The organism is Collinsella sp. AF18-8LB, from assembly GCF_003459795.1.
Classification (GTDB): Bacteria; Actinomycetota; Coriobacteriia; order Coriobacteriales; family Coriobacteriaceae; genus Collinsella.
In genome coordinates this window covers 40,908-66,005 of the sequence record NZ_QRWU01000008.1, presented here as the reverse complement: position 1 = coordinate 66,005, position 25,098 = coordinate 40,908, and the positions used below count along the sequence as shown (strand labels likewise).

Genomic DNA, 25,098 nt, shown 5'->3' with positions numbered 1-25,098 from the left:
CTCGAGCAGGGTCGCGCGCAGCCTGTTCTTCGCGCGGGTCCTGGCGGACGACGCGAACTCGCGCTGCGACGACAGGATCCGCAGCGAGGCGGCCCCCTCGGGCTCCTCGGGCGCCGGCCTGAGGGCGCGGGGCGCGCCGAGCGCGGTGCGCGCGATCACCTCGGCGTCGATGGCATCGGTCTTCGCGATGCCGGGGAACATCCCGCGGGCCTGCTTCTCGGCATATCCGGGCAGGTAGGCGCAGGGGTTCCCGTGCGCATGGGCGCGCGCGAGGACCAGCGCGCCGATGTTCCGCTTCTGGTCGACGACGACCAGCGCGCCGGAGCCGGCCCGCTCGAGCAGCCGGTCGATGTCGTCGGGCCTGTTGGCCAGCTCGGCCCTGAAGGCGATGCCCCCTTCCGCATCGAGCGCGCACGCGCTGTGCGAGCTCTTACCGACGTCGATCCCCAGGCAGGCCACGGGCGTTTCTGCTGCAGGCATGGTGTATCCTCTCCCTTGAGCCGGCCGTAAGCCGCGGGAGCGACACCCACATTACCCGGCCGTGGCCCGGTCCGGGCCCGGCACATCTCTATCAGTCGTTCCCCGCGGCACCTCCCGCCCCGGCGGCAACACGTCCCGGGCCCTCTACGGGGCAGGGGCTGACGGCCGTCCGGGGCGGTCGGCCAGCGACCACCGGTGCGGCTCAATCGTATAGCCATGCGACGGAAAAGAGCCGCCCTTTCGGACGACTCAAACTGTAATGGGGCTAAATCAGCTGGTTCTCCATCACGATTTTTGATGAGTCAACAAACCGCAGCTGATCCCTAATCCAAAACCAGCCAATTTAGCCCCGTCCTAAAATGACTACTTGGGCGAAGTGGCAGGTGGTATCCTTGGTAGCTCTGTGCTGCAAACGCACCTTAAACGCAAGGAGTCCCATGGATCTTATCACCCAGCTCGCCCGCGAGCTCAACCTTAAGGCCGCCAACGTCGAGGCGGCCGTCAAGCTCATCGACGAGGGCAACACCATCCCCTTTATCTCGCGCTACCGCAAGGAAGCCACGGGTGGCATGGACGACGTCGCCCTGCGCGCACTCGACGAGCGCCTGTCCTACCTGCGCAATCTTGAACAGCGCAAAGAGGACGTCATCCTGCTCATCGATGCCCAGGGCAAACTCACGCCCGAGCTTGAGCAGCAGATTCGCGAGGCCACGCAGCTCCAGCGTGTCGAGGACCTCTACAAGCCCTACCGCAAAAAGCGCATGACCCGCGCGCAGAAGGCCCGCGAGGCCGGCCTGGAGCCGCTCGCCAACATGATCATCATGCAGGCCTCGGCCAAGGGCAGCGCGCTCGACGCCGCCGCGGCCTACGTCAACGAGGAGGCCGGCTTCGACACGCCCGAGAAGGCGCTCGCCGGCGCGGCGGACATCGTGGCCGAGACGGTGGCCGAGGACCCCGAGAACGTTGCCGACCTGCGCGCCTTTACGCAAAACACCGCCGACATCGTCGTCGAGGCAACCGACCCCGCCGAGAAGACCCCCTACGAGCCCTACTACAGCTATGACGAGCCGCTGCGCCGTATACCCAATCACCGCGTGCTGGCTATCGACCGCGGTGAGCGCGAGGGCAAGCTCCGCGTGCGCGTGAATGTCGACGGCGCTGCCGCCACGGAACGTCTCGGCAGCCGTTGGCCCCGACGCCAGGGCGTCTTTGCGCCCGTCTTTGACGCCGCCATCGCTGACGGTTACAAGCGCCTCATGGCCCCTTCGCTTGAGCGCGAGGCCCGCGCCGAGCTCACCGTCCGTGCGCAGACCGAGGCCATCAACGTCTTTGCCAAGAATCTCGAGGGCCTGCTCTCGGCGCGCCCCGTGCGCGGCGCCCGCGTGCTCGCGCTCGATCCGGGCTACCGCACCGGCTGCAAGGTCGCCGTCATGGACGAGACCGGCAAGCTGCTCGACCACGGCGTGGTCTACCCCACCAAGCCGCGCCACGACGTCGCCGGCACCAAGCGCGAGCTCGCCCGCCTCGTCAAGAAGGACGGCGTCAACACCATCGTCATCGGCAACGGCACCGCCAGCCGCGAGACCGAGGAAGTCGTCTCGGAGTTCATTGCCGAGCAGGCGCCCGGGCTGCGATACACCATCGTCAACGAGGCCGGCGCATCGGTGTACTCCGCCTCCGAACTCGCGAGCCAGGAATATCCCGACCTGGACGTCACCGTGCGTGGCGCCATGAGCCTGGGCCGCCGTCTGCAAGACCCGCTGGCAGAACTCGTCAAGATTCCGCCCCAGTCCATCGGCATTGGCCAGTACCAGCACGATCTTGACCAGGCCGAGCTTTCGCGCACCCTGGGCCACGTGGTGGAAGACGTCGTCAACCGCGTGGGCGTCGACGTAAACACCGCAAGCGCGAGCCTGCTGGGCTACGTTTCGGGCATCACGCCGAGCGTAGCCAAAAACATCGTGGCATACCGCGAGGAAAACGGCGCCTTTACCGATCGTCGCCAGCTTAAGAAGGTTCCCAAGTTAGGACCCAAGGCATATCTCAACGCCGCGGGCTTCCTGCGCATCAGCGGCGGTAAAAACCCGCTCGATGCGACAAGCGTCCACCCCGAGAGCTACGAGGTGGCCACGGCCGTCCTGGAGCGCGCTGGCGTTGCGGCAAGCGAGCTCAGCCGCGGCGGCGTGCCCGACATCGGGCGCCGTCTGGGCAGCATCTCGGCGCTGGCAAGCGACCTGGACTGCGGTACCCTGACGCTCATCGACATTGTCAACGAGCTCAAGAAGCCCGGCCGCGACCCGCGCGACGACGCACCCGAGGTGGTCTTTAGCCGCTCGGCGCTTTCCATCGACGACCTGGAGTCCGGCATGGAGCTCAAGGGCACGGTGCGCAACGTCGTGGACTTTGGCGCCTTTGTCGACGTGGGCGTGCACCAGGACGGCCTCGTGCACATCTCCAAGCTTGCCAACCGCTTCGTCAAGCACCCGAGCGACGTGGTGCGCATCGGCGACACGGTCAAGGTGTGGGTCGAGAAGGTCGATCGCGACCGCAAGAAGATCTCGCTCACCATGGTGCGGGGCAAATAAGCCGCTGCAGGCGCTCGGCGGGTCCCATTCCGCCGAGCGCCCCTCCTTCTAAAACGATTTGGCGATATCCCGAAGTGCGAGACACCGTTTCCGCTAATCCTCACCTGCAATTTTTGAGATATTCGGCCTCACTGGGCCGCGATAACACCTCTTCAAAGTGCAAGCTCAACAAATAGGCGTCAGATATTCAACAAAAGTCCCATATCTGCACCCGCAGAGGTGCGGTACGGGACGTTTTTCAGCCATATTGGCAATCTTGACGGCACCCTGAGACCGAATATCTCGATTTTTGTTGGTGGGACACTTATGGGCACGAACCGCAAAGACCTCGTTTGCCCAGTAGAGCTGTTCAACCACGTCAAGTATGAGATCTTACATGCGCGGAACAAAGGATAATCGAAGGGTCTTGGGCGACTTGCGCGTCGCCCCGAACACATAGCCGGCAGGGTCCTTTGCCTTGGCGATGACTGCCAACTCGGGGCCGGATCGTTTTCGATACTTGATAGATATGGATTAGAAGATCATTAGATTACAGGTTGATCCATGATGCGGAACCGCGTTGTCCACGCGATGCCGCCGGAGCCCACGCCGCCGTCCGAGGTGACGCCGGACGCGTAACACGAATCGTCATCCGGCGAACGAAGCCGCCAGTGGCACGCGGCGTTGCCATCCGAGCCCAGCCCCATTACTGCCCGAGACAGTTGGCGGGGTAGCGCTGTCGACCCCCATCGGAATAAAGGTAGCGATTCAGCTCAGGACCTACCGACGGGTTCGTGTCGGCAGCCCCGGCCTTTCCTTTGCCTAGCGCGACCCTCGCGAAGCGCGTGAACGATAGGGAAAGGAAAGGCCGGGGCGAACAATCCGCGGCGCAGCCAGTGTTCGCGTTACGGCAGGATATGGAAGCCCAAAGCGGCGATATCCTTGGCAAAGCCGCGCACGGTATCGAGCGAAACCTCGTACGGGTCGCGGCCGATGTTCTTGCGCTTGGCCAGAATGCTGTTGGGCACCGTGATGATCTGGCAGCCGCAGGCCTGCGCCTGGTAAATGTTGATAAGCTCGCGCGTGGACGCCCACAGAACCTCGCAGTTGGGCTTGGCGGCGGCCTTCTTGACCGACTCTGTCATAAACGGAATGGGATCGACACCCGTGTCGGCGATACGGCCGGCAAAGAGCGAGATGATAGACGGCGTCTCGGCGTCGACAGCGTCGACCATCTCGTCGACCTGCGCGGGCGTAAAGATGGTGGTGACGTTGACCTTGATGCCGTCGGCGGAAAGCTTGCGCACCAACTCGGCCGTGGACTCGCCCTTGATGGTCACGCACGGAATCTTGACATAGACGTTCTCGGCCCAGGTAGCGATCTCGCGGGCCTCGATCTCCATGGTCTCGACGTCGTCGGCAAAGACCTCAAACGATACGGACACATCGGTGATGTGGGCCAGGACCTCCTTGGCAAACGCGCGGTAATCCGTCACGCCGCCCTTCTTCATAAGGGACGGGTTGGTCGTGAAACCCTGAACGTTGCCGTTCTCGTACATGTCGAGCATGCCCTCGAGGTTTGCACCGTCAGCGAACACCTTGATTGCCATCTGCCTGATTCCTTTCGTTAGCATACGGGCGTGGAACTGCCAAACACTTTATCTACGTTTATCAAGGCGTGAACTGCGGTTTTTTATCTTCTCGGCGAACGGTTTAAACGCCTTAGCGTTTGAATTGATAAATCGATTGAGCATGTGAATCCAGTGAGTTGCAGATCGAAAATCGTTCGAACGGCGAAATAATTAGATCAACCCAAAGTGGCGCATGGCGGTGACGGTGCCGTCGTGTGCGACGTCGTCGGTCACGTAGTCGGCGACCGCCTTGACCTCGGGCATGGCGTTGCCCATGGCAACAGCCGTCTCGACAGCGGCGAGCATGCCCAGGTCGTTGCCCGAATCGCCAAAGCCAAAGGTGCGCGCGTTGCCGGCGCGCCCCAGATACTCAAGCGCTCGCGCCACGCCCACGCCCTTGTCAATGCCCTTGGGACTCAGCTCGCGATTCTGGCCGCCGGTGTTGCACAGCTCAAAGTTGCGTTCGATAAAGCCGTCGTCATTGGCCACGCGAGCCAAGCCGGGCTCGTTAAGGCACACCTTGCCCACACGCAGGCGGCCGTCGATGCGCATTTCCTCGGCGCTATGCACCACATGCGTGCCGATCAGAGACGACCGTTCAACACCCGCGGGCTCTAGTGCAAAAGTCGCAGCGTTGGCCTCAAAAAAGACCTCAATGCCGGCGTCCACAACGCGACGCGCAAGCTCCTCGACAATGTCCTCTTCAAAGCAATCCTCATGCACCACACGGCCCTCAACCTCGAGCGTCGCCCCCGCCATGGCCACGATACCCGCAGGTTCGAGCTCACGCAGACCATCGGCAATCAGCCACAAGGGGCGTCCTGTGCAGATAAACGCCTTGTGCCCCGCATCGTGCAGGCGATGAAACGCCTCAATGACCGTCTGCGAGGGGCGCACCGCCGAAAAGTCCTTATCGGTCATGCTGTCGGGATCGAACGACGTCAGCGTGCCGTCCACGTCAAAAAACAGTACAGCGGAATCGGGGCACGCATCAATCATATGGGTTCCTTTCGAGGGCGATGGCAAACGAAGCTTCCATCATATAATGGAGCGACACAACCAGAGAGGTCACCCATGGAATTTTACGCAAGCTGCCCCGAGGGCTTTGAGTCCGCACTCGCCGATGAGCTTAAACGCCTCGGACTTTCGCATGTTCGCCGGCTGAAGGGCCGCGCTGCATTTGAGGGCGAGCTCGAAGAAGGCTACCGCGCCTGTCTGTGGTCGCGCCTGGCGAGCCGCGTGTTCGTGGTGCTCGGGCGCTTTGAGGCGCAGAATGCCGATGAACTGTACGATAGCGTTTACGACATCGCCTGGGAGAGCATCGTCCGCCCCGGCGCCACCATCGCCATTACCGCCCGCGGCGTGACCGAGCAGCTGCGCAACACGCGCTTCTCGGCCCTGCGCGCCAAAGACGCGCTGTGCGACCGCCTGGCCGAAACCACGGGCCGTCGCGCCGATGTCGACGCCGCCGATCCCGACGTTCACCTACTGCTTTCGCTGCGTCAGCGCCGCGCGAGCATAAGCCTAGACCTTTCGGGCGACCCGCTGTTCAAGCGCCTGCCGCCCGCCGCGACTCGTGCCGGCGAGGGCACTCACGTGCTGCGCCCCGACTACGCCGCCCTGGTGCTGGCGCAGGTCGACTGGACCGCACTGTGCGAGCGCAAGCTGACGGCCGACGACTACGAAAACGAGGCCCTGCCCACGCTGATCGACGCCTCGTGCGCCGGCGGCGGCCTGCTGCTTGAGGCCGTGAACATTCTTACCGACCGCGCTCCGGGTGCCGCACGCGAGCGCTGGGGCTTTGAGGGCTGGCAGCTGCACGACGCCGCCCTATGGGAGCAGCTGCTTGCCGAGGCGCGCGAGCGCGAGACGGCGACACGCGAGCGCCAGGCGCGCATCGTTGCCGTGGATGTTGACCCCGCCGCGCGCAAGACCGCCGAGCGCATGGTCAAGTGTGCCGGCTACAAGCGCTTTGTCGACTTTTGCGCCGCCAAGCCCGCCACCGTGCTGGACCATGCGGACGCTGTCGCCGGCGCCGCCGTGGTCGCAGACACCACCGAGACCCCGCTTTCGCTCATGCACGACGCCATGACGCTGGTCGGCGAGCTGCACCGCGCGCCCGAGCTTACCGCCGCACCGGTCGCCGCGCTCACCCGCGACGGACTTATGGCCCGCGCGCTCCATGCCGAGCCCGCGCGCTCCATCGCCGTCATGCCCAACAACGAAGAGGCGACTATTGAGGTTTGGCTCTCGCTCGACCACGCCGCCGCAGCATTTGAAGCTGCGACTAGCGCGGATGCCGAGGAGCAGACCGCGGACGCCCAAGACGAAGCCGCCGACACCCCCATGCCCGGACCTGCCGCCACGCTCGATTTGGGCGACGGCAAGCCGCTGCCCGTGCTCATTCCCGAGTCCGAGCAGTTCGCCAACCGTCTGCGCAAGAACGCCCGCCTGCGCCGCAAGTGGGCAAAGCGTGAGGGCGTGAGCTGCTACCGCGTCTACGATGCCGACCTGCCCGACTACTCCGCCGCCATCGACCTGTACGAGGGCTGCTCGCAGACGCCGGGCCGCTGGCTCGTCATCGCCGAGTACGCCGCACCCAAGACCATCGATCCTGCGCTGGCCCAGGCCCGCATGCTCGATATCTTGGCCATCGCGCCGCTCATCTTGGATGTTCCAGCCGAGCACGTGCACGCCAAAGCCCGCATACGTTCGCGCGGCGGTTCGCAGTACGGTAAGCAGGGCGCCGGCAAGGGCGCGTCGGGCGAGCGCGCCAATATCGCACGCCGTCGTCTGCCGCTCATCGAAGAGGGCGGCCTCACCTTTGCCGTCAACTTTGACGACTATCTGGATGTGGGCATCTTCCTGGACCACCGCGTCACCCGCAACCTGGTGCGCGAGCACGCCAAGCAGGCGCGCCGCTTCCTCAACCTGTTCGCCTACACCGGCACCGCCACCTGCTACGCAGCCGACGGCGGCGTCGAGGAGACCGTGACGGTCGACCTTTCCAACACCTACTTGGACTGGGCCGAGCGCAACATGCGCCAGAACGGCTTTGTGGGGCCGCAGCATCACTTTGTGCGCGACGACGTGCTCGCCTGGATTCGTGACCAGCGCCAGACGCGCAACCGCTGGGACCTGATCTTTGTCGACCCGCCCACGTTCTCGAACTCGTCCAAGATGGGCCGCCGCACCTGGGATGTCCAGCGCGACCATGTTGAGCTTTTGGCCGGCGTATCGCGCCTGCTCGCACAGGGCGGCCACGCCATCTTTAGCTGCAACCTGCGTGGCTTCCGCCCCGAGACGCGCAAGCTCGCGCGCGCGGGCGTCGTGCTGGAGAACATTACGGCGCAAACCATCCCAGAGGACTTCGCGCGCAACCAGAAGGTGCACCATTGCTATATCGTGCGCCGCCTGCCCATCGAGGACGCCATGGCCGAGGTCGGCTTTAGCGCCGAGGAGATTGCCGAGCGAACCGAGGAGCTGCGCAACCCCGAGGCGCGCAAGCCTCGCGCAACGGCGCCCGCGCACGCGCAGACCGGTGACCGAGGACCGCACTGCGACGACAAGCCTGCCTGCTCAGGCAAGCCCAAAAAGAAGAAGTTCTACGCCAGCAAGCCCAAGGACAAATAGACAAAGTTGCGGTGGAATACGGACTGTTTTGCCTGGAATTAGGCAAATTTAGACCGTATTTCACCGCAACTCATATTGGGATGGCGGATGCCGACCTATCCCTGGATGACCAATCGGTAACCAATACCCACGTGCGTTTGGATATAGCGCGGATGCGCGGGGTCGGACTCGATCTTCTTGCGCAGCGTGCCCATAAAGACGCGTAGGCTCGCCAGGTCGCTCTTAGTCGCCGTACCCCAAATCTCGTTCAGGATAAATTGGTGCGTCAGCACCTTGTCGGCGTTGTGTGCCAGCAGGCACAAGAGCTTGTACTCAATCGGCGTCAGATGCAGCTCCTCGCCATCCATCGTGGCGATGCCGGCATCAAAATTGATATGCAACTCGCCGGTATCGAACGAGCCCTCGGAGACAACACCGCCCGCCTGCGCATACGAAAGGCGCCTGAGCGTGGTGCGAATGCGCGCGAGCAGCTCCTCGACCGAAAACGGCTTAGTCAGGTAGTCATCGGCGCCGGCATCGAGCGCTCGGATCTTGTCCGCGTCCTCGCTGCGCGCCGAAACCACGATGATCGGCATGCCCGACCACGCGCGCACCGACTCCACCACCTTGACGCCGTCCATATCGGGCAGGCCCAGATCGAGCAGCACAATGCTCGGCGCCTGCGACGAAGCGGCGGCGATGGCGGCGTGGGCGGTCTCCACAGCCATATGGCGCAAACCGTGCGCCTCGAGCGCGGCGACGATAAGGTTGCGGACGGCGGGATCGTCCTCAACGACCAAGATGAGCGGTTTTGCGGCAGAGTTCGGCACGGCGCTACTCCTTATCAAACGAAACGTCGGCGGCGGGAAGCTCAATCGTAAAGACCGAACCGTGAGGGTCCGCCGCGGTAACCTCTATGCTACCGCCATGTGCCAGCGCAATGGAGCGGCAGAGCGAAAGCCCCAAGCCCACACTGCGGCAGCTGTCGGCCAGGCCATGGTTGGCGGTGTAGAACGACTCAAAGATTCGCTCGCGGTCCTCGGGCGCAATGCCCGGGCCATCATCAGCAACCGAGCACGCCACGCATCCATCATGGACGCCAATCGAGATTACGATATGCGAGCCCGCAGGCGTATAGGTGATGGCGTTGTTCACCAGATTGACCACCAGCTGCACCATCAGGCGCGCGTCGACGTTGACGAGCGCTGGCTCATCGCACGCCACTACCTTAAGGTCGTGCTCGCGCACGGCCGGATTTACGTGACGCAGCGCCTCCTCGACGATATCGTCCATGAGCTCGAGCGTGGTCGACAGGTGCATGCCGCCGCCCTCGAGCTTGGTGATGGCGAGCAGATTCTCGACGGTGGCGTTGAGCCACAGCGCATCCGAGCGAATGGATAGGAGCATGCCGCGGCGTGTCTGGTCGTCGAGCACAGCCGTGCCGGTCGAGCCCTGGTCGAGCAACACGTCGGCATTACCCGAAATACTGGTGAGCGGCGTACGCAGATCGTGCGAAATGGAACGCAGCAAATTGGCACGCAGCTGCTCGTTTTTAGCGAGTACCGCCGCCTCCTCGCGGGCCTCCATGGCGCGGGCGCGATCGAGCGCAAGCTCGCCTTCGCTCACAATGGCATCGGCAAGCGTCCGCTCCTCGGGCGTCAGCGCATCGGGCTCGGCGACAATGGCGAGCACCCCCACCACCGAGGCGGGATCGCCCGCGCGCACCATGGTGTCACCCGAGCGCACGGTCAGGTATATGCCGTAGAACGCCGAGCCACCATAGGTGGCATCGAGCGGCGTTCCCACATAAGCGGATGCCGAGAGCCGCGGCGGCATCTGGGGCGCCAACTGGTGCACCGGCGCGGCATCGCCCACGGCCGTGTACGTCGCGCGCGGCAGCAGGTCATCGTCGTCGGCATCGGCGCTATACCACACGACCGGACAGTCCGAAAGACGCGCCAGCTGCGTTGCCATAGCGTGCACAATCTGTTGCTGATCGGCGCAGCGCTGCAGCATACGGTTGGTCTCGAGCACCATCTGCGTGCGACGGTCGCTGGCGGCAGCCTGCGCCAAGGCGCGGCGCAGGGCCAGCGCGATCGAGCTCGACACGAGCGAGACCGCAAACATAATGAAGAACATGCCGGGATAGACGCGGTCGATAAACGACAGCGAGCAGCGCGGGTCGACAAACAAGAAGTTGTAGAGCGCCACGGCGGCAGCCGAGCTCAGCAAGCAATACAGGCGACTCCAGGTAAAGAATGCGCACAGCTGCACGGCGAACACATAGACGATCATGATGCTCGGCGCGAGACCCGGATGGTCGAGCAGCGCGCCCACAATCGTCGCCGCGACCAGCAGCCCCGCCGATACGCAGGCGTCATACAGAGGGCTGCGACGCGTCAGCGTTGTACGCCGCCACCAAAAGTTCTCGGCAATATCGCCGTCCGCATGGACGTCCATCAGCGCCCCGCCCCTCTCTCAAAAACAAAAACCACCACAAAGGGGACAGGCACCTTTGTGGTGGTTTTCCCTCGTGGTGGTTCTAAGTGTAAAGCCTTCTACGACCGGCAGCCGCTAGACAAACAGCACGTGCGCGAGCAGTGCGCACACGCACGCCGCGACAAACACCAGCGCCACGACCGAAATCACACGATCGGCCATGTCCATGTTGGCCCGATTCGTAAAGAACCGATCTTCGGCGGCGTCGACGCGTGCCTCGCGCACCAGCTCGGCCGCAAGATCGCGACCGTCAAGCGTCTTTGCGTCCATGGTTTTCTCCCCAGACTCATTTCCCGTCATTGCAAACCTGCCCGTTCACAGTCAAATCTCAGGTGTCGATTACGGGCGCTCGTTGGGAGCCAGACGCTGCATCTTGCTCACGGCCTTAAACTTGGTGAACAGCGGCACGTACTCAAAGTTCACGTTGGAGTTCTCCAGGCCGTACCAGCGCGCAGGCGTGCCAGCGGCGCGGCGGATGATGTACTTGAGCGTAATGGCCGTACGCTCGCTCGGCTCCACGTCGCTTTCGGGCGCCAGAAGCTTGCGGATCATAACGAACTTGAACGTACCGATGTTGCCCGGATCCTTGTAGACCGAGTAGTCATGCGTCTGCGGCGGCAGCTCGCCGCTGGCTGCCAGATCCTGAACAACCTGGCGCAGATAGGCGTTAACGCGCTGGTTGATCTTGTAGCCCAGGTACAGATGCACGCGGAACACGTAGTCGGTGCCGAACGTCTCGACCGAGTAGGCAAAGGTATGCGGCTCGTCCATGGTCTCGACATTCACGAACCACCAGGCGCGAGCGCGCTTGGGGTGCTTATCCAGGATGGAGTAGACGATATCGCGGTCGATATAGTCGGTGTTGGTGTCCTTGGTCAGGTACACGATATTGTCGCTCATGAGCTCGTAGCGGTCGTCGTCGCGCAGGCGCTTGAGCTGCGGCAGGTAGCTGCGCAGCGGCAGCAGCGTAAACTGGCGCTGCTCGACCGCCGTGCCGTTGTACCAGCACACCATAATGCTCATGATGAGCGCGGCCATAAGGATGGTGAAATAGCCGCCGTGGAAGAACTTGGTGAGCGAGCTCACAAAGAAGAAGCCCTCGAGCATGAGGAAGAAGACGGCAAAGATCCACGGCGCAACCTTGAGCTTGCGCTCCACGTGCAGATAGAAGAAGAGCAGCAGCGTCGTGCACATCATGGTCAGGGTAATAGCCAAGCCGTACGCAGCCTCCATGTGCGCCGAGTTCTGGAACAGCAGCACCACGATAACGCAGCCCACGAGCATGACGTTGTTGACCATGGGGATGTAGAGCTGACCCTTGGTCTCGGCAGGATAGAAGACCTGCATATGAGGCATGAGGTCCAGGCGGCTGGCCTCGGACACCAGCGAGAATGCGCCGGTGATGAGCGCCTGCGAGGCAATGATGGCGGCGATGGTGGAAAGGCCGACGGCAAAGGGACGCAGGCTCGGGGTGAGCATCTGGTAGAAGGGGTTGAGGTCGGCGATGCCCATGAGCTCGGGGTTGGCAGCGTTGTTGATAAGCCACGCGCCCTGACCCATGTAGGACAGCAGCAGGCAGCACTTAACGAACGGCCAGGTGGCGTAGATGTTGCCGCGGCCCACATGGCCCATGTCGGAATAGAGCGCCTCGGCACCGGTGGTAGCGAGGAAGCAGCTGCCTAGGATCATGATGCCCGCATGGTTGTTGGGGCTCAGCAGAAAGCCGATGCCGCGCAGCGGGTTGAGGCACAGCAGCACCGCGGGATGCTGGAAGACAAAGAACAGGCCCGTACCGCCCAGGAACAAAAACCACAGCGTCATGATGGGGCCAAAGGCGTGACCGATCTTGGCCGTGCCGATGCGCTGCACCAAGAAGAGCGCAATGATAATGGCAAGCGTGATCGCGACAACGCGACCCTGGTCGTCACCGAGCACGGCGTGGACCGCCGGGATGGTGCGCAGGCCCTCGATGGCAGTGGTCACGGTAACGGCAGGCGTCAGGATGCCGTCGGCGAGCAGTGCCGCGCCACCCAGCATGGCGGGGATGATGAGCCACTTGCCGCAACGCTTGACCAGGCTGTACAGGGCAAAGATACCGCCCTCGCCGTGGTTGTCGGCGCGCAGCGAGATCAGCACGTACTTGACGGTCGTCAGCAGCGTGACCGTCCACACGACAAGGGAGAGCGCGCCGAGCACGAACTCCTGCGTGACGCTTCCGATGCCGCCGTTGCCGGCAACGAGCGCCTTGGTTACATACATGGGGCTGGTGCCGATATCGCCGTACACCACGCCCAGCGTGACGAGCATCGCCGAGATGCTCACAGGAATCGCAGCGTGAGAAGCTGCCTCCTTGGCCTTTTGTTCCATAAGCCGGTTTCCTCCCAACTTTAATGTTCGAAGGGATTATAGGTAATCGGCCCATGTTTGAATGGCGCCGTTTTCCCAGCTAGATAAACATTTATACGGCCTTTAGGCCACCACGGCGATATGGAATGTGACAGAGGGACTTTCCCTTTGTCACATCGCCGCATTCGTTACTTGCCGAGCCAGTTTTTGAACCACCACTCCATGGAACGGCTCATCTCGGCCATAAAGGGGCTCGTGTGCTTGCGGGTGTAGATATCCACCACGCGCTCGCCCACCTCGCGGGCGTGCGGGCGAAACATCGCATCCATCTCGGCCACCTGCGCGTCCATGGTCGCGGTATCGGCGCGGCGGTAGCGCTCCTCGTGCACCAGGTTCACCACGGGATGCGCGATTGCCGGACGCTCCTTGCGGGGCGTGCCGATGATGAGCATCGACAGCGGCATGGTATAGGGAGGCAAGTCCAGCAGCGAGGCGACTTCCTCGGCATTCTCGACGATATCACCGATGTAGCAGCTCCCCAGCCCCAGGGCCTCGGCGGCGACCACGGCATTTTGCGCGGCGATCACGGCGTCCTGCGCCGCGATGGCAAAGTCACCCAGACCCGGTGCACGACGGGGCGCCTTGCCCGTGCGCTCGACAAACTCGGGCTTAAAGCAGCCCACGTGCTCAAACAGATCGATCCACTTGGCATAATCGACCACAAATATGAGTGCCCAGGGCGCCTTGGCGATCATGGGCTGATGATCGCACAGGTCGGCGAGGCGGTCCAATGTGGCCTGCTCGCGAATGCTCACGATGGAATACATCATCATGGCGCCCGCCGACGGCGCGCGACTCGCCGCATGCAAAATCGCCGCCCGCTGCTCGTCAGTCACCGCCACGGGACGGTCGTCGTCATCACGCGCGAAGGCACGCGTAGACGAGCGATGCTCCAAGATGTCCAGCACTGTGTTGCCCGTAGTCTCGACCGGATAGCCGCACGTATCCACGCCCGCAGCTCCGCCGCAGTACTCGGCGCCTGTCATACAAACCTGCTCGCTCATCGCCCTACCCTCGCCATTTCTTTAAGAAGCCTTTACGTTTCCGTGTAATTCCCGTCCATTATCGCGCAGGTCGCCACTACATTGCGCCACACCGCCACACGTGCGCGTTAATATGGCTGGTTGTGCGCAGCCACCAATTGCAGCGCATATCTTGCTAACAATCGGGTGAACCCCCGCTTTCGTAGGTTTTAAGTTTGTGAGGAGTCTCAGCATGTTCGCAGCCGCCATCTCGCTCGTCGGTCTTGCGGCGACCATCTACCTTGTCTTGCGCGAGGCCAAGGCCATTCGCGCTCAGTCGGGCACCGTTGCCAAAAGCGCTCTTGGGTGGAGCGTCGTCTTCGGCCTGTTCCAGCTCTTTTTGACCATTTGGGGCGCCATTGGCCTCGTCGCCCAAAACGAGCCGCTCGCCTTTGTGATGCTCATCCTGACCAACGCCATCCTTACCGGCTGCGCCTGGGCCAGCATCGCCCGCGACCGCATCGCCCCGCGCGTCTTTGCGTTTGCCGGGCCCGACGCTCCCGCCCCCACCGGCAAGCTCGCCCGCCTGCGCGGCGCCTTTGTGGGCAAACCGCTCGTCGCCGCCGTCCTGTGCCTGCTGCTCGCCGGCGTCTTTGCGCTGCTGGGCATGGAGGTCTCGTCCAACCACGACTTTACCTGGGTCTATCCCCTATGCATCCTGCTCGAGTGGGCCATCATCACCGTGCTCATGGTCGGCCTGTTCTTCCTGTTCCAGCGCCATGGCGCAGCTCCGGCCGTCCTGGCCTTTGCCCTCTTTATCCTGGGCATTGCCGAGTTCTTCGTCATCACGTTTAAATCCATGCCCATCCAGCCGGGCGACCTTTCGGCCATCTCCACTGCCGCCGCAGTCGCCGGCAACGGCTACACCTTCTCCATCTCGCTGTTCTGCGTGCTGTCCATGGGCTTTACCGCCATCGCCATGCTGCTATGCGAGTACGCCGGCCTGGTGGCACCGCATCGTCAGAAGGGTACCGCCAACGCCAAGCGCATGCTGCTCACCAACCTGCTCGTGGCGGTGCTGTGCCTGGGCGGCGTTACCGCACACGTCACGCTCATCGACTACTACAACACCCTCGGCATCACCGTCTACACCTGGCGCCCGCTCGAGAGCTACTGGCGCGAGGGCTACCTGCCTGCCTTTATTAGTGCGGCACAGTCCATTAAGCCGCCCAAACCCGCCGACTACTCTGTCGATGACGCCAAGGCCACGCTCAAAAAGTACGCCAAGGTCTACGACAAGTCCGACGCCGCCAAGAGCGACGAGCGCGCCGCCGCAGAGGAGCAGTTCGACAGCGAGAAGCCCACGGTCATCGCCATCATGAACGAGACCTTCTCGGACCTGTCGATCTATCAGAACATGCGCGCCGGCTACGAGGGTCCGCAGTACTTTAAGAGCCTGTCCAACTGCCTCAGCCGCGGCAAGCTCTATGTGAGCGCCTACGGCGGCGGTACCGCCAATACCGAGTTTGAGTTTATGACCGGCAACTCCATGGCCAACCTGGGCTCGGGCGTGTACCCCTACACCATCTACAACATGGAAACGACTGGGAACCTGGCAGAGCAGTTCAAGTCGCTCGGATATTCCACCACGGCCATGCACCCCAACCACGCGACTAACTGGAACCGCGAGAACGTCTACAAGGACTTTGGCTTTGACCAGTTCCTGTCCATCAACGACTTCCAGGGCGCCGATACCCTACGCGGCATGGTGACCGACCAGGCTACCTACAACAAGATTCTTGAGCTGCTCGACCAGAACGCCGATCCGCAGTTTATCTTCGACGTGACCATGCAGAACCACTCGGGCTACGACACGGGCCTGCTGCCGGTCGACAAGCAGCTGCACCTGAACATCGACACGACCGACCTGGACACCAAGACCGTCGAGGACGGTACGCTCTCCGATGTCGACGAGTATGTTTCGTGCATTGAGCAGTCCGACCAGGCGCTGCGCTACTTCCTTAACGCCTTGAGCAAGCTCGACCGCAAGGTGGTCGTGGTGTTCTGGGGCGACCATCAGCCGTTCTTCCCGTCCAAGTTCAACGATAAGTGGTTTACCGACGAGGACGACGCCACGCACCAGGAGCGCTTGTGGCAGACCGATTACATCATTTGGGCCAACTACGACGTTGCCGGCTGCGACCAGACGAGCGAGGTCGATGACCTGTCCACCAACTACCTGTCTACCCAGCTGATGCAGCTGATCGGCGCCCCGCTGACCGACTACCAGAAGGCGCACATGACGCTGCGCGAGTCGCTGCCCGCTATCAACTCCGTGGGCTACGAGGACGCCAGTCTGCGTTGGGCGCTTTCCTCCAACGTCACCGGTGACGACGCCGCTGCCGCAGCCGCCACCAAGGCGCGCGAGGATTACGCCAAGATGCAGTACTACGAGATGTTCCGCGACGGCAAGAACGTGTACACCGAGCACTTCCAGACCGAGGCCAACGAGACCGACCCCAACCTGGCACCGGGAACAACCAAGATTAAGTAGCGGGTCGCTCATAACTGAAACGTCTGTCCGGACGGAGGCATATAAGGTTCCCTGCTCGGACAGTCCTGCGCAAGACGGAGGCCACATTAAGTGGCCTCCTTTGCGTGCGGAACTCGCGATGAGCCTTATATGCCTCCGCCCGGACAGACGCCCAGTTGCTGGAACGCGGCTTGTCATCGGGGTGATGGAAAATGTCGCCCCAAACGCTTGCAGTGGTTGCGTCCACAAGTGTCAAGAAAAAGCCTCGAGAATCTCGAGGCTTTCACATTTGTATTGTTTTGCACGAAGGACCGCGAACGGCGAAGCTACTCTCCCAGCACGGCCTTCTTGGCGGCTGCAGCCATGTTGTCCAGGTCTTCCTTGGTGGGATGGTCCTTCGCGGCAACCCAGTTGTCGAGCAGCATCTTAAATCGGGCGTTATCGGGATCTTGCTCGAGCATGGCCTCGTAGCGCTGCTTGACCGCGGGGCCCATCTTGCCCTGGCACATCGCCCAGCCCGCAAGCTCGGCATCCCCAGCCAAATTGGAAGTTACGCGATCAATAATCTGCTGGTAATAGCTCTGGTCGGCCCCAAAGCCGCAGGTGCCAAACAGGAAGACGCGCTTACCGTGCAAGGCGGAGAGCAACGCCGCGACCGCAGGCGTGCACGCGCCCTTGTCGCACCAAAAACCGACGAGCACCGTGTCGGCCGCGCAGGCGCCCTGCGCCTCGAGCTCAACCTGATCTGCGTCCGCATCGTCGCTCAACGCCGCAGCGTGGACAAACTCAACGCCCGCAGCCTGCAGAGTGCGCTTGATCGCACCCGAAACCATCCTGGTATTACCGCTCTTGCTGTTAACCACCAAAGAGCACGTCGTAGTCACGTTGCCTCGTTTCCCCCGAAACTCGAGCCATTAATGCAATTTGTTAGAAGCATATCTTAGTACTAACGGCGCAGATGTAAACCATCTGCCGCTAATCGGTATTCCCTACTGGGCGAATTGGCTGCGGTAGAGCTCGGCATAGAAGCCGCCTGCCGCTATCAGCTCGTCGTGTGTGCCACGCTCGATAATCTGGCCGTCGCGCATGACCAGAATGCAATCGGCGTTGCGGATCGTCGACAGGCGGTGCGCCACCACAAAGCTTGTACGGCCAGCCATGAGCTCGTCGAATGCCGCCTGCACCTGCAGCTCGGTGCGCGTATCGATGCTCGAGGTCGCCTCGTCCAGCAGCAAGATCGCCGGGTCGGTGAGCATGACGCGCGCGATGCACAGCAGCTGCTTTTGGCCCTGGCTAAATGTGCCGCCGTCCTCGCCGATCACCGTATCGTAGCCGTCGGGCAGCTGCACGATAAACTTGTGCGCATGCGCACGCTTGGCGGCTTCGATGACCTGCTCGCGCGTGGCGTCGGGACAACCGTACGCGATGTTATCCGCCACCGTGCCCTCGAACAGCCAGGTGTCCTGCAGCACCATACCAAAGGCGCGGCGCAGGCTTGCGCGCGTGTAGTCACGCGAAGACTGGCCATCGACCATGATGCGTCCGGCATCGATATCGTAAAACCGCAGCAGCAGGTTGATGAGCGTCGTCTTGCCGCAGCCTGTGGGGCCGACCAGGGCAAAGCGCATGCCGGGTTTGGCCTCGATGCAAATGTCCTGCAGCAGCTTGCGGTCGGGCACGTAGCTAAAGTCCACATGCTCAAAAGTCACCTCACCCTGCGGGGCAGCAAGTTCCACGGCATCCGCCGCATCGGGCTCCTGCTCGCGCGCATCGAGCAGCGCGAACATGCGGCGCGCCGAGGCATACGCCGTCTGGATCTGCGTAATGACGTTGGTGACCTCGTTGAACGGCTTGGTGTACTGGTTAGCATAGGACAGGAAGATTTGCACGCCGCCCACCGTGAGCGCCGCGGGCACGCCCGTGATCACGCCCACGCAGCCGATCACAGCGACCACGGCATAGATGATGTTGTTGATAAAGCGCGTGCCGGGGTTGGAGAGCGAACCCATAAACTGCGCGCGCTCGCCCGCGGTGTAGAGCTCGGCATTGAGGGCATCGAAGCGCTGCTGAGCGCGCGGGCCGTAGGCAAAGGCGTCGACAAGCTTCTGCTCGCCCACGTATTCCTCGATATGGCCGCCAAGCTGACCCTGAATGCGCTGTTGAGCCGTAAAGCTTTTGTTGGAGAGCTTGGCGATGGCGCCGGCGGCAAAGATGGAAAGCGGCGTGACGAGCACCACCACGAGCGTCATGGTCAGATTGATGGAGAACATAAACGCGAGCGTGCCCACGATGGTAATAACGCCGGTAAAGAGCTGCGTGAAGCCCTGCAGCAGACCGTCGCCCACCTGATCGACATCGTTGACCACGCGGCTCATGAGGTCGCCGTGGGCATGGCTGTCGATAAAGCCGAGCGGCATGCGGCTGAGCTTATCACTCGCCTCCACGCGCATGTCACGCACCGTCTCGTAGGATAGGCGGTTAACGCAGTAGCCCTGCAGCCACTGGAAGGCCGCGGCTCCCACCACGACGAGCGAGAGTTTGGTGACGAGCGGCAGCAGTGCGTCGAAATCCACCTGGCCCGCGGCAACAATCAGGTCGATGCCCTCGCCAATGAGAATAGGTGTGTAGAGCTGCAAGATAACGGAGATGGCGGCGCTCACAAACGACGCCGCAAACGAAATGCGATGCGGACGGACGTAGCCCAACAGGCGGCGAGTCACCGCACCCACGGGATAGCGCTCGGGATCGCCGGGCTGGCGCGGACCGTCGCCCAGGTCGTTGAGGTTATCGTTGCCGGACACGTTGGCCGTCATCGTGGCGACCGAACCGGAGGAAGTATACGGATTCATCTAACAGCCCTCCTTTGTGCAGACGGATGCGGGGGCAGTCGGGGCGGACGCGGACGCCGCGCTCCCCTGCTGGCCCTCGAGCTCCTTGCGGCGCAGCTGCGACTGGCAAATCTCGCGGTAGAGCTGGCAGCTTGCATACAGCTCGTCATGTGTGCCCAGGCCCGCAACCGAGCCGTGATCGAGTACGCAGATCATGTCGGCGTCGCGCACGGTCGAGACGCGCTGACTCACGATGACGGTCGTCAGCGGCAGCCCGCCCTCGGCGGCACCGCGCACGCTGCGCTCGCGGATGGCATGGCGAAGCGCCGCGTCGGTCTTAAAGTCGAGCGCCGAGGCGGAGTCGTCCATAATCAGGATCTGCGGCGAGCCCACCAGAGCACGCGCAATGGTCAGGCGCTGGCGCTGACCGCCGCTGAAGTTCTTGCCGCCCGCCTCGACCGGGGCATCGAGCCCCTGTGGCTTGTTGCGCACGAACTCGCTGGCCTGCGCCATATCGAGCGCCGCCCAGAGCTCCTCGTCGGTTGCCGCCTCGTCGCGCCAGGTCAGGTTGCTGCGGATGGTGCCGCTCACCAGCGACGCGCGCTGCGGTACGGTCGCAACCACATGGCGCAGCTGATCGAGTGGCCAAATGCGCACGTCGGTACCCATCACGCTCACACTGCCGGTGCCCGCATCATACAGGCGCGGAATAAGCGAGACGAGCGTGGACTTGCCGCTGCCCGTGCCGCCGATGATTCCGAGCGTCTTGCTCAGCGGCAGCTCCAGGGTCACATCGTCGACGGCATTTGCCGCGCCCGCGCCAAACGAAAAACTCGCATGGTCAAAGCTCAGCGCGGGGGCCGGGGCGGCATTGCCCGTCGCGCCCGGCTTGGGCAGTGCGACCGGCTCGTTGTCCTCGTCGGTAACGCTCGGCACGCAATTGAGCACCTCGTTGATACGCGACGCACTGGCGCTCGCCTTGGTAAAGACCACGACCAGGTTGGCAACGTACACGATGGAGGTGAGGGTCTGCGTCATGTAGTTTACAAACGCCATAACCTGACCCTGCGTGAGCTCGCCCACGTTGACCTGGATGCCGCCCACCCACAGGATGGCGCACACGCCTAGGTTCATCACGAGAAACGTGACAGGGTTGAGAATTGAGGAGAGTTTGCCCACCGCGATGGCAGTATTGGCCTGGTCATCGGCCGCCTGGGCAAAACGCTTGCGCTCATGATCCTCGCGCACGAAGGCGCGGACCACGCGGGCGCCCGAAAGCCCTTCGCGGCAGATAAGCGCGATGCGGTCGAGCTTTGCCTGCAGCTGCTTGTAGTACGGGATGCAACGCGCCATGACAAACCAAAACACCAGGCCGATGGCGGGCGTGCAAATCAAGAAAATCACGCCCAGCTTAAGGTCGATGGCAAGGGCCGCAACCATGGATCCCACCGCCAAGAAGGGCCAGCGGATGAGCATGCGTACGCCCAGAGCCACAGCGAGCTGCACCTGGTTGACGTCGTTGGTGATGCGGGTGATAAGCGACGGCGTGCCAAAGCGATCGAGCTCGGCGTAGCTCAGCTTATTGATGTGCTCGTAGAGCGCGCCGCGAATGTCGGTGCCCATGCCCTGCGAGGTGAGCGCCGCCATCTTTTGGCAGACGAGCGTAAACGAGATGCCGATCACAGCCATGGCGGCGAGCACCACGCCGTAACGGACGACAGCGTTCACATCGTGCGCCCCAATGCCCTTATCGATCATCTGGGCAATCACCAGCGGCGTAAGCAGGTCAAAGATCACTTCAATCAACTTGCACGCAGGGCCGATCACCATATAGCGGCGAAACTTTCCACCAAAACGCCTGAGCAGCTCAATCATAAAAAGGCGCTCCCCATCATCATTCACACTCAATTCGAACCATGATAGTACGGTGAGCCCAAAAGAAGCGTAAACAGCTCGTCATTTCTAATGGGATTCGGTTTTCAGAGGGGTATACGCGCACACCCAGCCAGTGTCGGGTCAACTAGCTTGGTATACTTACATTAGTGCTACCAAGTTAGTCGCCGACTCTGGAAATGAGGTGCCGAGATGAACGACATTCTCGCAAGAAGAGCAAGACGAGCAACTGTGGGCATCGCCCTTTCCGCGGCACTTGTCGCGGGAATCGCCCCCGCAACGGCGATCGCGGCAGAAACCAGTTCCCCCACCGGTGCGGCCGTTTCGCAGACGAGCGCCGCCAACGGCAATTCGGGCGCCCCGCAGACAGAAGACGCGGCCGCCGCAAAAGAAAAAGCGTATGCAGCCATGCAGGAAGCGCTCAAAAACCTCGAAGCCGCAAAAGACGCCGCAAGTCCCGAGAAACTTGCGGAAATCGATGATGACATTGCCAGTTTTCAAGAGATCCACGACATGGTGGTGACGGAAGCCGCCAAACGGAGGGAACCCCTTCCCGCCATGCAAGCGAACGTCGATGCAGCCCAAGCCAAATACGATGAGGCCCACAACCGGACAAGCGGCCTTCAGGCAGAATTAAATAAGGCAATCGACGACGGAGCTTCTAACGAAACTATTAAGCAGTTGCGAAGTAAGATCATGTCGGCAGAAAGGCGAGAAAAATCTTGTGAAGATGATCTTCACCGCTGCCAACGCCGGCTCGAAAGCCAGGAAAGAGAGGTTCAGTGTTTCGAAAGTGAGGCGGAGAAAGCCAAAGCCCACATCGATGAGGATGTAGCCAAGCGAGATACGCTCCTCGACGATTTGGAAAAGGCGCAAGCGGCCTATGACGACGCCTGCAAAGCATACGAAGAGGCAAAGGCCGCGGCAGACAAGGCCACCTCGCCCGAGATAACGAAACCGACCGAGACAGTGCCTCCCTCCGGCTCAGCGCAACCCGCCGAGACGGCACCGCCCGTTAGCTCACCTGCAACCGGCAAAGACACCCTACCAAGCTCCACCAAGCAGGCGAACTCGAGCAGCGGCAAGCAAGCAAATACGACCGCCGGCAAGCTCGCAAACACGGGCGACACAGCACCGAGCGCAATCGCACTCGCAGGAATCGCCGCCGCAGGCCTCGGAATAACCACCGCAGCCACACGTCGCATCAAGAACTCAAAATAGCTGCCAGAGCATATCGCTCCCACCAATCTACAAGCCCATAGACAAAGAGGCCCGTTTCCCCAACCAAAACCAGAGAAACGGTCCTCCTTACTTGTAAAAACAGATGGCAACGCCGCCGTCTCTTGAACCACGTAGCCATTGATGTCTTGGCGCAGTCAGCGAGCGCCATCCAGAGCGAACAAGTTGGCATGAAAAAGGCAAGGCATAGACCTTCTGGTCATGCCTTGCCTTTTGAATGACAAATTGTCGCTCTGGGTGGCGCGCAGCGTCGAGCATTGCGCGGTTTGGTAAAACCGCGCAAAAAGAAAGCCCGTGCACTCGATGGATTCGGATGCCCGACAGAGGCTCCTTATGGCTGCTTCCTTCCGGACCTGACCAGATTCGGAACATGTCGTCATCCGAACCCATCGAACGCGCTAGGCGCTCGATATATCTTACCCGCTCCCGCCCGATGGGGCAAGACAGCTAATTTGGGACGGGGCTTTTTTGACTACTTTTTGACTGGTGGGTAGTCAAAAAAGCCCCGTCCCAAAATGACTACTTTTCTAGATGCGGCCAAGGTCGTAGGCTCGCGCGGCAGACTCGCCGGCGCAGATGAGGTTGGTTGCGGCTTCCTGCGGATCGAGTGCCCACTTCAAATCCATGGGCTTGCGGCAGATCGGCAAAACCAGGTCGACGCCCTGCCCATACACCGCATCCAGGTTGTCGGCACGACCGCCCAAGACGGCGACCACCGGCTTGCTATAGCGCTTGGCACGGCGGGCCACACCCACCGGCGCTTTGCCGGCGGCGGATTGCTCGTCCATATTGCCCTCGCCCGTTATGACCAGGTCGACATCGCGCACACGCTCGTCGAACCCAACGAGGTCGAGCACCGTCTCCACGCCCGAGCGTAGCTCTGCACCGAGCGCTAGCAGCGCGGCGCCCAGGCCGCCGGCGGCACCGGCACCGGGCACACCGAGCACCGAGCCAAATGTCCGTGCACCCTCGGGCACGCGCAGCAGCCCCTGGGCCCGAGCCTCGACAATTGCCGTATCGAGCAGACGACCGTAGCCGACCATCCAGCTGTCGCACCTGCTCAGCGCCTCGGCGTCACCCGTCGGCAAGCCTTTCTGCCCGCCAAACACCGCCAATGCGCCCCGACGCCCTACGAGCGGATTCTCGACATCGGAAAGCACCACGACACGCGCACCGTTCAGCGCCCGAAGCGCTGGCGCCAAATCAACGCTCGCCACCCGCTCAAGGCCGGCAAGACCGGGGGCGACATCGCAGCCCTGGTCATCGGCCACACGCGCGCCCAGCGCCTGCAGCATGCCGGCCCCACCGTCGTTGGTAGCACTGCCGCCCAGACCAATATAGATAGTCTTTGCCCCAGCACGGACTGCGCGAAGCATGAGCTCGCCCACGCCATAGGTCGAAGCCGCCAACGCCGCCGACTCCGTACAGGGCGAATACCCAATACCCGCCGCCTCGGCCATCTCAATAACAGCCGACTCGCGCTCGCCGTCCACCAGCATCCGGGCAGACACGCGTTCGCCCAAGGGACCTGCCACCTCGCAGGCCGAGAGCTCACCACCGCATGCGGCGATAGCATCGAGCGTTCCCTCGCCACCATCTGCCAGCAGCAATGTGCACACCTCGGCATCGGGCCAAACGCGGCGCATGCCTTCGGCAACGGCCTCCTCTGCCTGCGCACTCGACACGCTACCCTTAAAGGAATCAATCGCCAGCAGCACACGGCGGGGCCGGCGGCATGCGACACCAAAATCGACCGCCTCAACGGCAATATCTTCGGCACACGCGAGTGCCTCGGCATGAGCGGCATGCGCCTCAAGATCGGCCCCACAACCGCAGCCAGCACCATCGGTGCCACGCAGCCCACTAAAATAGCTGCTCAACACCTCACGACACTCGTCTGCCAGCACGCCGGCCGTCACGTTAAACCGATGGTTCAGGCGCGAATCGGCATTCAGGTCATACAACGAGCCCAAGGCGCCCGCCTTGGCATCAGCCGCGCCATACACGCAGCGCCCCACGCGCGCGTTGACCATAAGCCCCGCACACATGCAGCAAGGCTCGAGCGTCACGTAGACCGTGCAATCGGAAAGGCGCCAGCGACCGAGCGACTGAGCGGCAGCGCACAGGGCCGCGAACTCTGCATGCGCCGAAGGGTCCTGGTCGAGCTCGCGACGATTATGCGCCCTCGCGACGATCTCGCCCGCGCGCACCACTACGGCTCCGATGGGTACCTCGCCCACCGCAGCGGCGGCGCGAGCCTCTGCCAGCGCCTCGAGCATGAACTTCTCGTCGATTTCGGTGATCGTCATCGTTCGCCTTCCCTGTTGCAGATTCAAAACGATGCTATCATTACGACTCACGGAGAGATGGCAGAGCGGTTGAATGCGGCGGTCTTGAAAACCGTTGAGCGCGAGAGCGTTCCGGGGGTTCGAATCCCCCTCTCTCCGCCAC

Annotated in this window: 16 protein-coding genes, 1 tRNA gene and 1 other RNA gene; 5 read left to right on the top strand and 13 right to left on the bottom strand. The window is 62.4% G+C overall.

Translation table 11 applies throughout. The features are described 5' to 3' along the window. Positions 1–480, bottom strand: a 480-nt coding sequence (locus tag DWX25_RS07990) for a transposase (RefSeq protein WP_147336104.1), incomplete at its 3' end; no start/stop codon positions are given. A gap of 437 nt (positions 481–917) precedes the next feature. On the opposite strand from DWX25_RS07990, the gene DWX25_RS07985 reads away from it, so the two are divergent. After that, positions 918–3,065: a Tex family protein gene (locus DWX25_RS07985; protein WP_117807921.1), complete on the top strand. Its 2,148-nt coding sequence runs from the start codon at positions 918–920 to the stop codon at positions 3,063–3,065. An 884-nt stretch (positions 3,066–3,949) separates the two neighbouring features. Here the strand turns inward: DWX25_RS07985 and DWX25_RS07980 are convergent. Further along, complete coding sequence (locus tag DWX25_RS07980) at positions 3,950–4,654, bottom strand: transaldolase (RefSeq protein ID WP_233505619.1); 705 nt, start codon at positions 4,652–4,654, stop codon at positions 3,950–3,952. Positions 4,655–4,846: 192 nt separating this feature from the next. Then, on the bottom strand, positions 4,847–5,674 hold the full coding sequence (locus DWX25_RS07975; RefSeq protein WP_117799139.1) for an HAD-IIB family hydrolase: 828 nt from the start codon (positions 5,672–5,674) through the stop codon (positions 4,847–4,849). 75 nt (positions 5,675–5,749) lie between these two features. Between DWX25_RS07975 and rlmKL the strand changes: the two genes are divergently transcribed. Beyond that, the gene (rlmKL, locus tag DWX25_RS07970; protein WP_117799140.1) at positions 5,750–8,308 is read left to right on the top strand and encodes a bifunctional 23S rRNA (guanine(2069)-N(7))-methyltransferase RlmK/23S rRNA (guanine(2445)-N(2))-methyltransferase RlmL; all 2,559 of its coding nucleotides are present in this window, start codon (positions 5,750–5,752) and stop codon (positions 8,306–8,308) included. Positions 8,309–8,403: 95 nt separating this feature from the next. On the opposite strand, the gene DWX25_RS07965 is transcribed toward rlmKL, so the two are convergent. From DWX25_RS07965 to DWX25_RS07945, 5 genes are all read right to left on the bottom strand, one after another. After that, the gene (locus DWX25_RS07965) at positions 8,404–9,117 is read right to left on the bottom strand and encodes a response regulator (protein WP_117799141.1); all 714 of its coding nucleotides are present in this window, start codon (positions 9,115–9,117) and stop codon (positions 8,404–8,406) included. Between the two features lie 4 nt (positions 9,118–9,121). Further along, complete coding sequence (locus DWX25_RS07960) at positions 9,122–10,747, bottom strand: ATP-binding protein (protein ID WP_117799142.1); 1,626 nt, start codon at positions 10,745–10,747, stop codon at positions 9,122–9,124. A 114-nt stretch (positions 10,748–10,861) separates the two neighbouring features. Then, on the bottom strand, positions 10,862–11,056 hold the full coding sequence (locus DWX25_RS07955; protein WP_117734879.1) for a hypothetical protein: 195 nt from the start codon (positions 11,054–11,056) through the stop codon (positions 10,862–10,864). Positions 11,057–11,125: 69 nt separating this feature from the next. Beyond that, on the bottom strand, positions 11,126–13,153 hold the full coding sequence (locus DWX25_RS07950) for a KUP/HAK/KT family potassium transporter (protein WP_117743449.1): 2,028 nt from the start codon (positions 13,151–13,153) through the stop codon (positions 11,126–11,128). 167 nt (positions 13,154–13,320) lie between these two features. Continuing rightward, on the bottom strand, positions 13,321–14,196 hold the full coding sequence (locus tag DWX25_RS07945; protein WP_117799143.1) for a nitroreductase family protein: 876 nt from the start codon (positions 14,194–14,196) through the stop codon (positions 13,321–13,323). A gap of 211 nt (positions 14,197–14,407) precedes the next feature. Between DWX25_RS07945 and DWX25_RS07940 the strand changes: the two genes are divergently transcribed. Then, positions 14,408–16,708 (top strand): LTA synthase family protein, encoded by a 2,301-nt coding sequence (locus DWX25_RS07940; RefSeq protein WP_117799144.1) that lies wholly within the window; start codon positions 14,408–14,410, stop codon positions 16,706–16,708. A gap of 305 nt (positions 16,709–17,013) precedes the next feature. Here the strand turns inward: DWX25_RS07940 and bilS are convergent, their stop codons facing one another. The 3 genes from bilS to DWX25_RS07925 all read right to left on the bottom strand — a co-directional run bounded on the left by bilS (position 17,014) and on the right by DWX25_RS07925 (position 21,390). After that, positions 17,014–17,571, bottom strand: a complete 558-nt coding sequence (gene bilS / locus DWX25_RS07935) for a flavodoxin family protein BilS (protein WP_233514244.1) — start codon at positions 17,569–17,571, stop codon at positions 17,014–17,016. Between the two features lie 105 nt (positions 17,572–17,676). Next, the gene (locus tag DWX25_RS07930; RefSeq protein WP_117799146.1) at positions 17,677–19,536 is read right to left on the bottom strand and encodes an ABC transporter ATP-binding protein; all 1,860 of its coding nucleotides are present in this window, start codon (positions 19,534–19,536) and stop codon (positions 17,677–17,679) included. After that, on the bottom strand, positions 19,537–21,390 hold the full coding sequence (locus DWX25_RS07925) for an ABC transporter ATP-binding protein (RefSeq protein ID WP_117799147.1): 1,854 nt from the start codon (positions 21,388–21,390) through the stop codon (positions 19,537–19,539). 210 nt (positions 21,391–21,600) lie between these two features. On the opposite strand from DWX25_RS07925, the gene DWX25_RS07920 reads away from it, so the two are divergent. Then, a complete protein-coding gene (locus DWX25_RS07920) occupies positions 21,601–22,629 on the top strand; it encodes an LPXTG cell wall anchor domain-containing protein (RefSeq protein WP_117799148.1) in 1,029 nt (342 codons plus the stop codon). 315 nt (positions 22,630–22,944) lie between these two features. Here DWX25_RS07920 and ffs read toward each other — a convergent pair. Together ffs and tadA are read right to left on the bottom strand one after the other, a co-directional pair. Beyond that, an RNA gene (gene ffs / locus DWX25_RS07915) (signal recognition particle sRNA small type) lies at positions 22,945–23,040 on the bottom strand. A 134-nt stretch (positions 23,041–23,174) separates the two neighbouring features. Next, complete coding sequence (gene tadA / locus DWX25_RS07910; protein ID WP_117799149.1) at positions 23,175–24,956, bottom strand: tRNA adenosine(34) deaminase TadA; 1,782 nt, start codon at positions 24,954–24,956, stop codon at positions 23,175–23,177. A 51-nt stretch (positions 24,957–25,007) separates the two neighbouring features. Between tadA and DWX25_RS07905 the strand changes: the two genes are divergently transcribed. Beyond that, positions 25,008–25,097: transfer RNA gene (locus tag DWX25_RS07905), tRNA-Ser, on the top strand. The last annotated feature ends 1 nt before the right edge of the window (position 25,098 follow it).

What these genes read in the sequence shown, in the direction of transcription:
- DWX25_RS07985 (WP_117807921.1), top strand. Translation starts at nt 918, where the DNA reads ATGGATCTTATCACCCAGCTCGCCCGCGAGCTCAACCTTAAGGCCGCC.
- DWX25_RS07980 (WP_233505619.1), bottom strand. Translation starts at nt 4,654, where the DNA reads ATGGCAATCAAGGTGTTCGCTGACGGTGCAAACCTCGAGGGCATGCTC.
- DWX25_RS07975 (WP_117799139.1), bottom strand. Translation starts at nt 5,674, where the DNA reads ATGATTGATGCGTGCCCCGATTCCGCTGTACTGTTTTTTGACGTGGAC.
- rlmKL (WP_117799140.1), top strand. Translation starts at nt 5,750, where the DNA reads ATGGAATTTTACGCAAGCTGCCCCGAGGGCTTTGAGTCCGCACTCGCC.
- DWX25_RS07960 (WP_117799142.1), bottom strand. Translation starts at nt 10,747, where the DNA reads ATGGACGTCCATGCGGACGGCGATATTGCCGAGAACTTTTGGTGGCGG.
- DWX25_RS07955 (WP_117734879.1), bottom strand. Translation starts at nt 11,056, where the DNA reads ATGGACGCAAAGACGCTTGACGGTCGCGATCTTGCGGCCGAGCTGGTG.
- DWX25_RS07950 (WP_117743449.1), bottom strand. Translation starts at nt 13,153, where the DNA reads ATGGAACAAAAGGCCAAGGAGGCAGCTTCTCACGCTGCGATTCCTGTG.
- DWX25_RS07945 (WP_117799143.1), bottom strand. Translation starts at nt 14,196, where the DNA reads ATGAGCGAGCAGGTTTGTATGACAGGCGCCGAGTACTGCGGCGGAGCT.
- DWX25_RS07940 (WP_117799144.1), top strand. Translation starts at nt 14,408, where the DNA reads ATGTTCGCAGCCGCCATCTCGCTCGTCGGTCTTGCGGCGACCATCTAC.
- DWX25_RS07930 (WP_117799146.1), bottom strand. Translation starts at nt 19,536, where the DNA reads ATGAATCCGTATACTTCCTCCGGTTCGGTCGCCACGATGACGGCCAAC.
- DWX25_RS07925 (WP_117799147.1), bottom strand. Translation starts at nt 21,390, where the DNA reads ATGATTGAGCTGCTCAGGCGTTTTGGTGGAAAGTTTCGCCGCTATATG.
- DWX25_RS07920 (WP_117799148.1), top strand. Translation starts at nt 21,601, where the DNA reads ATGAACGACATTCTCGCAAGAAGAGCAAGACGAGCAACTGTGGGCATC.
- tadA (WP_117799149.1), bottom strand. Translation starts at nt 24,956, where the DNA reads ATGACGATCACCGAAATCGACGAGAAGTTCATGCTCGAGGCGCTGGCA.